We start from the raw sequence: 14,049 nt of genomic DNA on the forward strand, positions 1-14,049 counted from the left end.
CAGAACTGATTGGGGCAGCAGTTCCAGAGCTTCAAAGCTATTTGGGATAGCTGGCGGTTTGATTTCCATGGTTCTACACTACTACTCATCCTTCCCTTTTTGTCAACCCCATCACCTGAATGCTTACCTCTTTGCCTCCTAAGTTTTCCACTTAGCCATAGTATCGTAAGAATTACTTTTCATGGTATAAAAATTGTTAAATTTTGTAACAATACCAGATTATACCGAACTGTATCCCTTTTTTGATAAGGGTTTCGTCAATTTTTATTTGCTGCTGCTGCTGCTGCGAATTTTACAGAGCCAAAGTTTCCGACTTCTGCACTAATTAAAAATTGATTATATATTGTTAACTATATCTATAATTGGTGATAAATTTTATACCATAGCATCTTTTTTGAAGGAAACCGGGACTAGGGAATTGAAAAAAATAGTTTGTACCTCATTACTATGAGAAACTCTATAATTAATAATTAATCCTTAAGAATTCATCTTTTCCATCAAACACTTAGCAATCCGAGCTGCTGCCCCTGGTTGACCAAGGCGTCGCTGACCATTTTCTGCTATTAGCTGTAACTTGTCGGGATTCTGGAATAACTGTTTCGCTATGCTGGCTACAAATTCTGGTTGCTGTGCTATTACTAACGATGGACCTAACAAGCGAGTTTGGGCTTCGGCAAAAGCAGGGGTATATTGGGGACCAACTCCTGGCATGGCAATGGCTGGTTTTCCTAACCCGACAAATTGCTCTGTGGCTGTGCCTGCCATGGCGATACAGAAATCCCCTTGGAGCAGGCAGAGGTTATAGTCGTTCTGGGTTAAAATCAGTGTGCCATTTTGCTTGGTAAAGGCCAAAGCTTGTTTGTCCTTGAGCTGGAGATTGAATGGATGGGATGCCAGGGTGACCTCACTCCAACTATGAGCGACTAAAACCTCCCGTAAAAGGTCTTGGCTTAATCCTGGAGCAATGGCAGCGAGAAATAAAAGCGATCGCGAACCAAAAGTATCCAGTAACCCTGATGCTGCCAAGATGATTTGATGCCAATTGTGATAAGCCTCGGGTATTCTCGAACCCGGTAGTAAGGTAATGGTTAGGGTACGCTTAGTTTCCTTCAATTCTGCATCTTTGTCATAAACCATCGGTGCTGGATAGTCTGGATAAATCCCATCCATCATCGGATTACCCAGATCAAAAGCTGGGATAGACCACTGCTTCAAGATCTCTGTGGTCAGGGTATCTCTAGGAAAAACCCCTAAGCAACGGCGATTAGACATCAGCCAACGCTCCCAAGGCAAATAAACCGAGCCTGACCACCCTTCCCAACGGGGTCGATTGGCTAACCATCCCGATTCATCCCGCAAATAGTATTCGGATTTGGCAGTACCAACAAAGCCATAGGGTAAACCACTCCACCAGGCAAACAACAGTGGTACGATATCTCCTACTGCTAGGATAAAGTCCCCTGATTTAGCCCAACGGCGAATTGCTTTTAATTGGGACCAAATCAATTGCACTAAGCCTCCCTGCACATCACGCCACACTTGCTGTTGGGACATATAGATAAATCCACCCGATGGCATCTGCTCAACGGAGCCGATAATGGGGATATCTAATGGCACATAAGCCTTTCCTTGCCCAACTAAGGGTAACGCGGCTAGTTCTGGACAAGTCGAGTAATGTTGTAATTCCTGTAGAATCTCGACAGCAATCACATCCTCTCCATGACCATTGCTCAGGCATAGTAAACGCATGGTTAATCAGGTTTTAAGATAACTAGGACTTTGGTTGGTTGAAGGTTCGAGGTTGAAGGTTTAAGGTTGAAGGTTCGAGGTTGAAGGTTTAAGGTTGAAGGTTCGAGGTTGAAGGTTTAAGGTTGAAGGTTCGAGGTTGAAGGTTCGAGGTTGAAGGTTGAAGGTTCGAGGTTGAAGGTTGAAGACAAGAATTTATAGCGGTTCTGATAGTAATAAAGTACACAAGATTTTTTCCCTACTCCCTACTCCCGATTGCCTACTCCCGATTCCCTACTCCCGATTCCCGATTCCCGATTCCCTACTCCCTACTCCCGATTGCCTACTCCCGATTCCCTACTCCCGATTCCCTACTCCCGATTCCCTACTCCCGATTCCCGATTCCCGATTCCCGATTCCCTAAATTGAGAACTGCTGTAGTATTGTACTATTCTTGATTTCAACATCAAACGTGAGAGTTTTACTCCTGTCTCCTCTGTTCACGAAATCCTATTGGTCTTTTGATAAAGCCATAGAACTGATCGGCTGCAAAGTCGCCCAACCCCCTATGGGTCTGATTACCGTAGCAGCTATTCTTCCTCAAACCTGGGAATTCCGCTTAGTAGACCGTAATGTTCGTTTAGAAACTGACGCTGACTGGGAATGGGCAGATGTGGTGATCGTTTCCGGTATGATTGTCCAGAAACCCGATCTGCTCCACCTGATTGGGGAGGGGAAACGGCGGGGCAAATTGGTAGCCGTTGGTGGTCCTTATGTCACGTCTATAGCAGAGGAAGCTCAAGAAGCAGGAGTAGACTTTCTGATTTTAGATGAAGGTGAGATTACCCTACCGAGATTTGTGGAGGCACTGGCTTTTGGAGAAACCTCGGGAGTATTCCGTGCTCATGGCGAAAGGGCAGATGTCACCAAGACACCAATTCCCCGCTACGATTTACCAAAAAATTTGGGTAATCGCGCCCCGTCCTTACAGGACGGCTTTTTTTTGTTCGCAACTGAAGGCTCCAAAGGAGCATCTATGTATTGACAGTTTGATCGCACCGTGTTAAGATAAAAACATAACAAAAAAACAATTAATGTTCTAGATAAACATGATCTTGAATAAGTAGACAGTGTAAAAAACCTGTTTTGAGATAATCATGTTGCACAATCAAGTCTAACGATTTGGACGTCTATGAAAGTCTAAGATCAAAAAAATGTTCATCTAGATTTGTTATCTAAATTTGTTAACTTAAATTTGTTAACTATTTTAGGTACGGTGGGGCACACCGGAACCCTGGTATTAAACCAAAACGCTTGGGGAGATTTGACCTCTACTCTTCTTGGCTCCGGCCTGGTTGAGCAAGTCGAGTCATTGAGCCAAGAATCCCCGCGTCTCATGACCGGGGAGTGTCAAAGCGAGATGTCGGTACAGTTTTCCCGTGGTTGTCCTTTCGAGTGCGAATTCTGTGACATCTCTGTGCGATATGGCCGTAAACCGCGCACCAAAACCCCTGCTCAAGTATTGGCTGAATTGGAAACCCTCTATATTTTGGGTTGGCGGCTTCCTGTCTTTATAGTTGATGATAATTTTATTGGCAATAAACGCCATGTTAAGCTTCTGTTGCAGGAACTAGCTCCCTGGATGGCAGAGCATGGTTACCCCTTTCCTTTGTCCACAGAAGCTTCCTTGAATTTGGCCGAGGATGATGAACTGTTGGAGTTGATGATTGCTGCCAATTTTAGTTCAGTGTTTGTGGGAATTGAAACACCAAATACTGATAGCTTGACCCTGACCAAAAAACATCAAAACACTCGTCAACCCTTACGAGATGCCGTTGATAAAATTAATCGGGCAGGTTTGCGAGTGATGGCTGGCTTTATTATTGGCTTGGATGGGGAAAAACCAGGAGCAGGCGATCGCATTATCGATTTTGTAGAAGCAACCGCCATTCCCCATCCTGTTTTTAGTATGCTACAAGCCTTGCCAAATACCGCCCTTTGGGATCGGCTCAAACAAGAGGGGCGTTTGCTAGAAGGCAATGAGGAAAATATCAATCAGACAACCCTGACTAATTTTATCCCCACTCGCCCGATAGAACAACTGGCTCAGGAATATGTCAGTTGTTTCTGGGAATTATATAAACCAGAATCCTATTTAGGCAGACTTTATCGGCACTACTTAAACATGAAGCCGAAATCCTATCACCCTAAATTAGTAATGCCAAAATTTATCTATTTGTGGGCACTGCTAATTATTATCTGGCGCAATGGCATCAAGCGCCAAACCCGCTTCCAATTCTGGGGTCAACTTTTTTCTATCCTCAGGCACAATCCTCAGGTATGGAAACGGTATCTTAGTGATCATGCCTATCTGGAGCATTTCCTTGAATACCGCCAAATTGTCAACGATCAAATTCCAGCACAACTCGCTAAGTTTTTAGCAGCACTTGCTAACACTAGACCTCTTGCAGAAGTAGCGGGGGAAGTGTAGTGAGTGTGGGGAGATGGGGAGATGGGGAGGGTGGGGAGATGGGGAGATGGGGAGATGGGGAGATGGGGAGATGGGGAGATGGGGAGATGGGGTGATGGGGTGATGGGGTGATGGGGTGATGGGGTGATGGAGTGATGGGGAGTGTTGTGTTATCGTGGCTAATCCCGATTCCCGATTCCCAATTTCCGATTCCCAATTTCCGATTCCCGATTCCCGATTCCCAATTCCCGATTCCCGATTCCCGATTCCCGATTCCCGATTCCCAATTCCCAATTCTAAATTCTAAATTCCATCATGTCCTTCGATTCCTATAAAACGATTGGCGAAGTACTCCAAGAATTTACAATTACTGCTACTGAAGCCAATTATATCCTGGAAACTGACACTGTAATCAGAGAAGCGTTTAAAGAAGATTTAGAGTTTTGTCTTCGAGAATTTACCGTTGAAGAGTCAGAGTATGCTATTTGTGAGACTATTATTTTTCCGCTCTTAAAAGAAGTATACAGACAGTATCGAGATAAATTTACGCTGTGGAGTCATAAACCAATAACCTATGATCAACAGCTCACGGGAATACCCGATTATATTTTAGCAAAGCGGTCACCCCTTGGCAAACAAATTTTTGAAAAGCCTTATTTTGTAGCCGTAGAAGCCAAAAAGGATGATTTTATTAAGGGGTGGGGTCAATGTTTAGCAGAAATGATCGCAATTCAAAAGCTTAATGACCAATCTGAGCAAACTATATTTGGAATTGTTTCCAATGGTCAACTTTGGCAGTTTGGTAAACTAAAAGGGAATCTCTATACTAGAGAAATTAACAATTATACAATTTCTGATTTAGAGAGACTGTATTCAGCAATTAATTATGTATTTAGTCAATGTGAACTAGAACTTTAAACTCAGCAATAAGTAAGATAAAGAGCGATCAATTATCCCATAAGTGTTGAACAGGCAACTCAGAACAGGGAACTCATAACAGGAATCTTCCCTATTCCCAGCCCGTAGCGCTATAACTAACAACTTTCGTTACTATAGGTTTTGCGTTCGCTTAGCGTGGCCTACGGCCAATCCCATCAGCTGGCCCCTTCACAACTCCCATCTTCGAGATCAAGACTTTGAGTTCCAACTCCAAGCCCCAGTAGGACATTTGCCATCACGGCGCTGGGTTGGGGGATTTGACTGGTGGCTTCATGCTGGTGCAATAGCAGGGAAATTAGCACAATGCAACATTCTTAAGAAATAGTTTATACAAAATTGTCTCTCTAGGAAAGATAGTATTAATTAACACATTCGATCAAGGTAGTTCAATATACCGTTGTCACCCTCATCTGCGTATCTGTTAATCTCCCACGGCAGTCATGACCTGCGTCCCCAGCAGGCTATGGCACAATTGGCTCAGTTGCTGCGAATTCGACTAGCCTCTGAGCAAGCTAAGGCTACAGAGACAATCTTACCGACAATCTCACCACAGGGCAGCAGTGGTGACGGTGATCTGTTAACAGCTAACGGTCTTTCTAGTCAACCTTTGGTAGGTACAGCCACTTTAGAACTAGCTGATATACCCCTACATGAGCAAATTGTCCGATTTGCTCAGCTCGCTAAAGGGGCTGGCTGTAAGGAATTGAAACTATTGCCCCTATTTCTATTGCGGGGAGTACATGTCATGGAGGATATTCCTTGGCAAGTATCTCTAGCGCAACAGAAATTAATAAAGCAACATAACGTAGGTAGTGAAATGGTTATTCATCTACTGCCTCATTTGGGAGCTAATCCAGCTTTGGTGAGGCTGTTGAGAAATCAATGGGCAAAGCTAGATGGCGATGCCAAGATTTTGTTGTCCCATGGAACGAGCCGCCCTGGGGGTCAAGAAGAAACGGGGGCTGTAGCTAACCAGTTGGGGGCTGTGGCGGCCGACTGGTCAGTACAGCCGTCCCTTTGGGAGCAGGTCTCTATAATAGCAAACTCTGGAGCAAAAAAGATTGCCATTTTGGCATATTTTCTTTTTGAGGGAAGAATTACCGATGCGATCGCACAAATGTTACTGGAGATACAGCAGAGGTTGCCTCAAGTGCAGTTGAATCTCGGAAAACCAATTGGGGTGAGTGAGGCATTGATTGATTTGATTATGGATGGGATTAGGCAGAAATGAACCACGAAGACATCAAGGACGCGAAGGTAGTGAGCAATCAATGTTTGGGTAAGGTGTATTTGGTTGGGGCAGGTCCTGGAGATCCCGGATTGATGACCTTGAAGGGAAAGGGGTTATTAGAATTTGCAGATGTGGTAGTTTATGATGCCCTAGTCAGTCCGCAAGTGTTGAAGATGATTAATCCCCAGGCGGAACAGATTAATGCCGGAAAGCGCAGGGGTCGTCATTCCATGTTGCAGCAACAGACAACTCAGCTGTTGATTGAAAAGGCTCACTCTCATGCCGTGGTGGTACGGCTGAAAGGAGGAGACCCCTTTGTGTTTGGTCGTGGTGGTGAGGAAATGGGGGATTTGATTGCGGCAGGGGTGCCAGTGGAGGTGGTACCAGGGATAACTTCAGGAATTGCAGCACCAGCGTATCTGGGAATTCCATTGACCCATCGGGATTATAGTTCTTCCGTCACCTTTGTCACCGGTCATGAATCAGTGGGCAAGTATCGACCTCAGGTGAATTGGAATGCGATCGCTCATGGCTCAGAAACCATTGTGATTTATATGGGAGTTCATAATCTGCCTCGGATTGTGACCGAATTGTGTGAAGCAGGATTAAATTCCCAGACACCAGTAGTGCTGATTCGCTGGGGCACACGACCTGACTCCGAACAGCTGGTTGGAACCTTAGAGACCATTGTGGCTCAGGTTGAAGAAACACAGTTTTCTGCTCCTGCGATCGCAGTCATTGGTAATGTGGTCAAGTTGCAACAGCTTGAAGGTTTTTCACCGTTGAAGGTTGAAGGGGGTTGAAGGTTTAAGGTTGCAGGTTGAAGGTTAATCGGTTGAAGGTTAATCGGTTGAAGGTTAATTGGTTGAAGGTTAATTGGTTGAAGGTTGAAGGTTGTTCGCCTTTGGCGTTCGGTCTAGGGTAGGTTGAATGTTAATCGGTTGTTCGCCTTTGGCGTTCGGTCTATGGTAGGTTAACCAGTTTAAAGTTAACCGGCTGTAACCTTTAACCTGTAACCCTCAACCTGTAACCCTCAACCTTCAACCTGTAACCTTCAACCTTCAACCTGTAACCCTCAACCTGTAACCTTCAACCTGTAACCTTAAACCTTCAACCTTGTAACCTGTAACCTGTAACCTGTAACCTTAAACCTTCAACCTGTAACCTTCAACCTTAAACCTTCAACCTTCAACCTTCAACCTGTAACCTGTAACCTAAGATAGTATCTTTGATCGCAACTTAGTGTGAGAGCCTAATAAAGTTACGATCCATAGGCCAGTTTTAAACAAAATGGAAAACGATCATAAATCAACGGTCATTATTACAGGAGCCTCGTCGGGAGTTGGTTTGCAAGCGGCCAGAGCTCTTGCCCAAACCTGGGGATGGCATGTAGTGATGGCTTGTCGGAATCTCGATAAAGCTGAAAAAGCTGCCCAAGAGGTGGGAATCCCAAAAGACAGCTATACAGCGCTATATATTGACTTAGCTAGCTTTGCCAGTGTCCGGCAGTTTGTGAATGCTTTCAGAGCAACCGGCAGAACCCTCGATGCCTTGGTGTGCAATGCTGCGATCTATCTGCCATTATCAAAGGAACCGTTGCGAAATCCCGACGGATATGAATTGAGTGTTGCTACCAATCACCTCGGTCATTTCCTCCTGTGTAATCTGATGCTAGAGGATTTGAAGAATTCATCCTCTTCCCAGCCAAGGCTAGTGATTGTGGGAACTGTTACTGCTAATCCCAAAGAATTGGGAGGAAAGATTCCGATTCCAGCACCTCCAGACCTGGGAGACCTCAAGGGTTTTGAAGAAGGATTCAAACCCCCCATCTCAATGATTAATGGCAAAGCCTTTAAATCTGGGAAAGCTTACAAGGACAGCAAACTCTGTAACATGCTGACCATGCGAGAGCTGCACCAGCGCTATCATGACTCTACCGGAATAGTTTTCAACTCCCTTTATCCGGGATGTGTTGCTGAAACCGCTCTATTCCGCAACCACTATTCCCTGTTCCAGAAACTATTCCCATTGTTCCAGAAAAACATTACTGGAGGCTATGTGTCCCAGGAATTAGCAGGCGATAGACTAGCAACAGTAGTTGCTGATCCTAACTATAATAAATCCGGCGTTTACTGGAGCTGGGGTAATCGACAAAAAGAAGGTCGTAAGTCCTTTGTTCAAGAAGTTTCTAATGAAGCAATGGATGATTCTAAAGCTAAGCGCTTGTGGGAATTGAGCGAAAAGTTAGTTGGACTAGGGTAACGTTAAATGTAGGAATTCAGCCGTCAGCCGTCAGCCGTCAGCCTTGGGCTTTTCCCCAGACTTTCAATTCTGATTAATCTCGAACTATTAAATTCTACCACCTTTTGAGGTTTATGTTAAGCTGACAGCTGACAGCTGAATGCTTACGATGAAAGACATTAAACAACTACTCCAAGCTATCTACTCTAAAGACTTGGAAGAGAAAAAAACTTGGTATTCTTCGGTTGCAGAGGCTTACGACCAGGCCAGACCACGCTATCCTCAGCAACTGATTAACCGTGCTGTGGAGTTAGCCCAACTTCCTTCCGATGGGATTATTCTTGAAGTGGGATGCGGTCCGGGGATTGCTACGACAGCATTTGCTGACTTGGGCTTCTCTATCGTTGCTATTGAACCTAGCCAGGAATCTTGCCAGCTAGCGCGACATAACTGTAGCCAATATCCAGATGTAGAAATTATCAATACTACCTTTGAAGAGTGGCAGCTAGAAACAGGTAAATTCCATGCTGTTTTAGCAGCAACTTCTTTTCATTGGGTTTCAAAAAAGATCAGGTATCAAAAAACAGCTGATGCTCTAAAAGATAATGGGTTTCTGATTTTGCTATGGAATACGCCCCCTCAACCGAACCATGACATTTGCCAACTGTTGAATCAGGTCTATCAAACTTACGCTCCCTCTCTGAAACCCTATGAAGAGATAGAAACTCATCAACAGAACCTCAGCAAAATTGCAGAAACTGTTATTAATTCCGGGAAATTCCAAGACTTAGTATCGGAACAGTTAGTGTGTGACGTTACCTATAGTATTGATAATTATCTAGCGCTTTTGAGTACTTTATCACCTTATATAGCTTTAGACCACCAGCAGCGAGAATCTTTGTTTCAAGGGATTAAGGAAATACTAGATCTAGAATTAGGCAGTAGTATTGAAACTTCCTATCTGTCTGTTCTTCAGATTGCTCAAAAAATCTAGTCTAGAGTTTACTGTGACTTTACCTCAGTTTTAATATCAACAATTCCTTTCAAGGTAGTGGTATACAAGTGTGGTATACAAGTAGTGATTTTAGTACCTGAAACCTTGACCATACCATAGCCAAATCACTATATCTTTATCACTCATCGAATTTTAATCAACCCAATCAGGATATTTTTATGTCACAAGATAGTTACCTTGTTGTAGGTGGGGGAAATACAGGTTTAGCAACAGCAGTGCACCTGAGTTCTCAAGGAAATCCAGTTTATCTATTTTCTCGCCGTTACTCTTCAATCAGTCAAACCAAGATTGTTCGTTCAACGGGTATATGTTCACCAGGCAATTATCCAATAGCAGCTTGTGCTAACCAGATTGAGGAAATTGCTGCTGCTAATGAGGGTAAATTGCCCGGGAATATTGTGATCTGCTGTCGGGGTCAGGATATTGAATCTTATGCCAGGATTTTGGGGGCATATATTAACTCTCAAAGCAACATTATGATTATCTGTGCTAGCCGGTTTTCAGGTCGAGTTTTTTGCAAAGTTATACAGAGAGAATTTGGCAGGATTCAAACCCAATTACCTGCAGTTGCAGATGTCAACAATAGTCCCTTTGCTTGCCGAGGAAACGCTGACGACGAAGTGAAGATTAGTAAGTTTAAAAATAAATTCAAGGTTGCTGCCCAGAACTCAGAGATGACAGAGCGCATTGTCGCAGCTTATCAAGGTTCGTTCAAGAGTTTGCGAACTGCTTCTTCCAGTTTAGAAGTTAATTTAGATAAATGTAATGATATCTTTCACGTTCCTTTAATCATAGCTTCCTTAGCAAGGTGGGAGCTGGGAGAAAGTTATAATGTTTACCGAGGGTTCGGTCCTCGTACTGCTAATTTGATTGGTGATTTAGATAGTGAGCGCCTAGCCATAGCTAAGGCTTTAGGGTTTCCTGATCTAAGCGATATGTACGATTATTTTAAAACTGCCTTTGGAACTCCTGGCCCATCTCTTTACGAACACATTCACCAGATCAAAGCACTCGACAATGCTACTATCAGGAATCCCCATCATCGCTATCTATCAGAAGAATTGCCTTTTGGAGCTTTTCCACTACAGGCTTTAGCTCGCTTAACAGGAGTGGATACGCCATGTTTAGATAGTTGTATTACTTTGGGGAGTAAGTTTATCGATGAACCTCTGACGTGGACTGCTCAGTTTCTAGAGTTGGACACTCAATGGCTGAACAGTCAACTAACACATAATTAAAAGCAGGGCAAACGCATCTTGTTGGGTAACCAGGGATAGTTCTCAATAAACCCTGCCTTACCTTGATGCAAAGCGCGAGTGGTTAAGGTGGCTGTGTGGGTCACCTGCCTCCGCACCGCTGTTTGCCCCGTGGAAACTGCGCTGGCTCCCTTCCTTGCTGCATCCCTACTCCCTGCTCCGAAGTTCCGATGATCCGCTGTTCCCTTTGCTATCAATCTTGAAAGTTCTACAAGAACGAGTTGAAAAGTACTGTTTAGACTCTCCTTTCGTATATCTTTACCTCTAAGCCAGTAGAATATTTACACAAAGCAACAACACTATAGTTATCAAGATCGGTACTACCTTTGTAAATAACTTTGAATCCATCCGGTAGAACGCTTAAACTGTTGGCAAGGTTGTCTGTTTCAAGTATTAATGTAGGTAAAGAATTAATTGTTTGATGAGTGTAAAGCTCTAAATGAAAATGAGAAACATCGACGACCTGATGCTCCTCATAATTATCGTGAAGACTATTTCGTAAGGAGATTCCCATATTGCTAAGTATTTCTAGTATTAGTTTAGATGTTGGGAATCTTAAAGCTAATCCCAATAAGTTGGCATTTGTACTTTCTGAAATATTAATCATTGGTAATTTTCCTTTATTTTGGCATCCCTAATAAGTTTAACAATAATTGCCCCTATCAGAGAATTAAAATTATTTAACTCCACCTCATAATAACTGTGGCGCTGCCAGACAACAAAGAATCGTTAACGTTAGAGTTATGTGCAACGATTGATGAGAGATACATCATCACATTAGATCACCTAGCCTCTCTGGACATGCCTACTGTGCCCCCTGGTCTGGTGTTGCGCTCAATGTTGTTTCTCTTGGGTTAATATGGCAAATATTGTTGTTTAATGCCATTGGTGCTAGAGTGGTGAAAGGTTTCTTCCCATACAAAGAATCGCAATGAGCAGCAGCCTGAATATCCAGCTAACTGATAAACTACGCCGCTATGTTGATATGCGTGCAAGCGATGATGATGTCTATGCAACGCCTAGTGAATACATCCGCGATTTGATTCGTCGGGATATGGAGGACTATTTGATTGTGTCCGACATTATCCAAGGGCTACGGGAAATTAGGAATCAAGAATTTGTCCCGGAATCCATCCTGGATATTTTAGAAGAAGATAATCGGGATTGTGACTAGGAAAAACTATCTTCTCACCCCCACAGCGCGGCGGCACTTACGGGAAGCAAAAGCATGGTCACGGGCCAGATGGGGCAATGAATTAACAAAAGAGTATTTTCATGACCTTGAAAAAGCCGCACAGTTTATCGCCCTTAACCATCAAAAAGTTGCGAAACGCCAGGAGCTGACAGGGGATAGCTCTCTGTGTTTATATCCTGTTCGAGAACATTATATTGTCTATGAACCCTTGGGAGAAAAACGGATCGCCATCGCTGCTTTTATCCGTATGGGGAGGGATATTCCGACGCTACTGAGTAAACATGCCGTCACCTTAAAAGAGGAGCTTACCGAACTCCGAAAAAGTAGTTTGAACGAGAATTAATTACTTCTGGCGATAAAAAAAATTTTTTGCTCAAATACATGAACAGGAATTACCAGTACAGATGACTTAATCCAAGCTTTTGTATGGGTATTTTTTGAATTCTAACTTCATCTCATAGATGATCATGTTTATCTTTGTCATCTACGACAAAAGATTGTAGCATAGACTAATCAGAATGTTGTTTGTTGGTGGCGTTTTCATCCCCATGTCTGAAGCCAGGGGCTTTCAACGCCACATTTTCGGAAATCATACCCAAGGAGTATCACTTGTGCAGTCACAATACAACCCCACCGAGATAGAGGAAAAATGGCAACAAATTTGGGAAGAGCAAGGCTTGTACCAAACCCCCACAGAAACTGACAAGCCGAAATTCTATGCTCTGTCCATGTTCCCCTATCCATCGGGTAACCTGCACATGGGTCATGTCCGTAACTATACAATTACTGATGTGATTGCCAGGAAAAGCCGGATGCAAGGCTATCGCGTACTTCACCCTATGGGTTGGGATGCCTTTGGATTACCGGCAGAAAATGCTGCGATCGCTCGCGGGATTCATCCGGCTAAGTGGACATACCAAAATATTTCCCAAATGCGATCGCAATTAAAGCGCCTCGGACTTTCCTATGACTGGGATTGTGAAGTAACCACTTGCTCCCCAGACTATTACAAGTGGACTCAGTGGATTTTCTTACAGTTCTTCAACGCTGGACTGGCCTACCAGAAAGAAGCAGCAGTAAACTGGGACCCGGTAGATCAGACAGTGCTAGCTAATGAGCAAGTGGATAGTGAAGGACGTTCCTGGCGTTCTGGTGCCAAGGTGGAACGGAAACTGTTGCGTCAGTGGTTCCTTAAAATTACCGACTATGCCGAAGAATTGCTCAAAGACTTGGATACCTTAACCGGTTGGCCAGAACGGGTGAAGCTGATGCAGGCCAACTGGATTGGTAAATCTGTTGGTGCTTATCTAGAATTTCCCATTGTGGGCTTAGATGACAGCTCAGATGAGGGCTTAGATAACAAAATTGGTGTATTTACTACTCGTCCAGATACAGTTTATGGCGTTACCTATGTGGTGCTAGCACCGGAACATCCCTTGACCGCAAAAGTCACTACCCCTGAGCAAAAGGCTGCAGTTGAAGCCTTCATTGAGGAAGTCAGTAACCAAAGTGAATTGGAACGGACAGCGGAGGATAAGCCCAAGCGAGGGATTCCCACTGGTGGTAAAGCCATTAATCCCTTCACTGGGGACGAGATCCCAATCTTGATTGCTGACTATGTGCTGTATGAGTATGGTACTGGTGCCGTGATGGGAGTACCAGCTCATGATACCAGAGACTTTAAGTTTGCCCAGGAAAAGCAATTACCCATCAAAGTGGTGATTGTGCCAACCTCAGATGATGTCGAAACAGTTAATGACACTCCTCTAGAAGCGGCTTACACCGAACCGGGCATTGTGGTGAATTCTGACCAATTCAATGGCATGGATTCCGTCAAGGCCAAGACCGGGATTATTGACTATGCTGAACAACAGGGCTGGGGCAAAGCCCGAGTGCAGTATCGCCTCCGAGATTGGTTAATCTCTCGCCAGCGTTACTGGGGTGCCCCTATCCCTGTGATTCATTGTCCTAACTGCG

15 protein-coding genes and 1 pseudogene are annotated in these 14,049 nt (G+C 44.0%); 13 read left to right on the forward strand and 3 right to left on the reverse strand.

What is annotated here, in order from left to right; genetic code table 11:
- Nucleotides 1–477: 477 nt before the first annotated feature.
- On the reverse strand, nt 478–1,749 hold the full coding sequence (locus tag F6K49_RS27550; protein ID WP_293101730.1) for a lipid-A-disaccharide synthase-related protein: 1,272 nt from the start codon (nt 1,747–1,749) through the stop codon (nt 478–480).
- 178 nt (nt 1,750–1,927) lie between these two features.
- Between F6K49_RS27550 and F6K49_RS27555 the strand changes: the two genes are divergently transcribed.
- From F6K49_RS27555 to F6K49_RS27600, 10 genes and pseudogenes are all read left to right on the forward strand, one after another.
- A complete protein-coding gene (locus tag F6K49_RS27555; protein ID WP_293101734.1) occupies nt 1,928–2,149 on the forward strand; it encodes a hypothetical protein in 222 nt (73 codons plus the stop codon).
- 48 nt (nt 2,150–2,197) lie between these two features.
- Nucleotides 2,198–2,680: pseudogene (locus F6K49_RS27560) on the forward strand (cobalamin-dependent protein); the annotation flags it as partial.
- Between the two features lie 300 nt (nt 2,681–2,980).
- The gene (locus F6K49_RS27565; protein ID WP_293101737.1) at nt 2,981–4,216 is read left to right on the forward strand and encodes a B12-binding domain-containing radical SAM protein; all 1,236 of its coding nucleotides are present in this window, start codon (nt 2,981–2,983) and stop codon (nt 4,214–4,216) included.
- 134 nt (nt 4,217–4,350) lie between these two features.
- Nucleotides 4,351–4,530 carry a hypothetical protein gene (locus F6K49_RS27570; protein ID WP_293043420.1) on the forward strand — a complete coding sequence of 60 codons (180 nt, stop codon included), beginning with the start codon at nt 4,351–4,353 and terminating at the stop codon, nt 4,528–4,530.
- Nucleotides 4,511–5,113 (forward strand): hypothetical protein, encoded by a 603-nt coding sequence (locus tag F6K49_RS27575; RefSeq protein WP_293027573.1) that lies wholly within the window; start codon nt 4,511–4,513, stop codon nt 5,111–5,113. The genes F6K49_RS27570 and F6K49_RS27575 overlap by 20 nt, the downstream gene beginning before the upstream one ends.
- 418 nt (nt 5,114–5,531) lie before the next feature.
- Entirely contained in the window at nt 5,532–6,365 is an 834-nt protein-coding gene (locus tag F6K49_RS27580; RefSeq protein ID WP_293027570.1) for a CbiX/SirB N-terminal domain-containing protein, read from the forward strand.
- Complete coding sequence (gene cobA / locus F6K49_RS27585; RefSeq protein ID WP_293027567.1) at nt 6,362–7,168, forward strand: uroporphyrinogen-III C-methyltransferase; 807 nt, start codon at nt 6,362–6,364, stop codon at nt 7,166–7,168. Before F6K49_RS27580 ends, cobA begins: the two co-directional genes overlap by 4 nt.
- Nucleotides 7,169–7,655: 487 nt before the next feature.
- Nucleotides 7,656–8,627 carry a protochlorophyllide reductase gene (locus F6K49_RS27590; protein WP_293027564.1) on the forward strand — a complete coding sequence of 324 codons (972 nt, stop codon included), beginning with the start codon at nt 7,656–7,658 and terminating at the stop codon, nt 8,625–8,627.
- Between the two features lie 148 nt (nt 8,628–8,775).
- Nucleotides 8,776–9,600 (forward strand): class I SAM-dependent methyltransferase, encoded by an 825-nt coding sequence (locus F6K49_RS27595; RefSeq protein ID WP_293101740.1) that lies wholly within the window; start codon nt 8,776–8,778, stop codon nt 9,598–9,600.
- A 179-nt stretch (nt 9,601–9,779) separates the two neighbouring features.
- A complete protein-coding gene (locus F6K49_RS27600; protein ID WP_293027727.1) occupies nt 9,780–10,859 on the forward strand; it encodes an NAD/NADP octopine/nopaline dehydrogenase family protein in 1,080 nt (359 codons plus the stop codon).
- Here F6K49_RS27600 and F6K49_RS27605 read toward each other — a convergent pair.
- Entirely contained in the window at nt 10,856–11,074 is a 219-nt protein-coding gene (locus tag F6K49_RS27605; protein ID WP_293027730.1) for a hypothetical protein, read from the reverse strand. The genes F6K49_RS27600 and F6K49_RS27605 overlap by 4 nt on opposite strands.
- A gap of 38 nt (nt 11,075–11,112) precedes the next feature.
- A complete protein-coding gene (locus F6K49_RS27610; protein WP_293027732.1) occupies nt 11,113–11,484 on the reverse strand; it encodes a hypothetical protein in 372 nt (123 codons plus the stop codon).
- 324 nt (nt 11,485–11,808) lie between these two features.
- On the opposite strand from F6K49_RS27610, the gene F6K49_RS27615 reads away from it, so the two are divergent.
- The 3 genes from F6K49_RS27615 to leuS form a co-directional block, all read left to right on the forward strand.
- Nucleotides 11,809–12,051, forward strand: a complete 243-nt coding sequence (locus F6K49_RS27615; protein WP_293101743.1) for a hypothetical protein — start codon at nt 11,809–11,811, stop codon at nt 12,049–12,051.
- A complete protein-coding gene (locus tag F6K49_RS27620; protein WP_293101746.1) occupies nt 12,044–12,415 on the forward strand; it encodes a type II toxin-antitoxin system RelE/ParE family toxin in 372 nt (123 codons plus the stop codon). The genes F6K49_RS27615 and F6K49_RS27620 overlap by 8 nt, the downstream gene beginning before the upstream one ends.
- A gap of 268 nt (nt 12,416–12,683) precedes the next feature.
- The coding region (gene leuS / locus F6K49_RS27625; protein ID WP_293101749.1) for a leucine--tRNA ligase at nt 12,684–14,049 on the forward strand (1,366 nt) is incomplete at its 3' end.

It is taken from the genome of Moorena sp. SIO3I6, assembly GCF_010672095.1.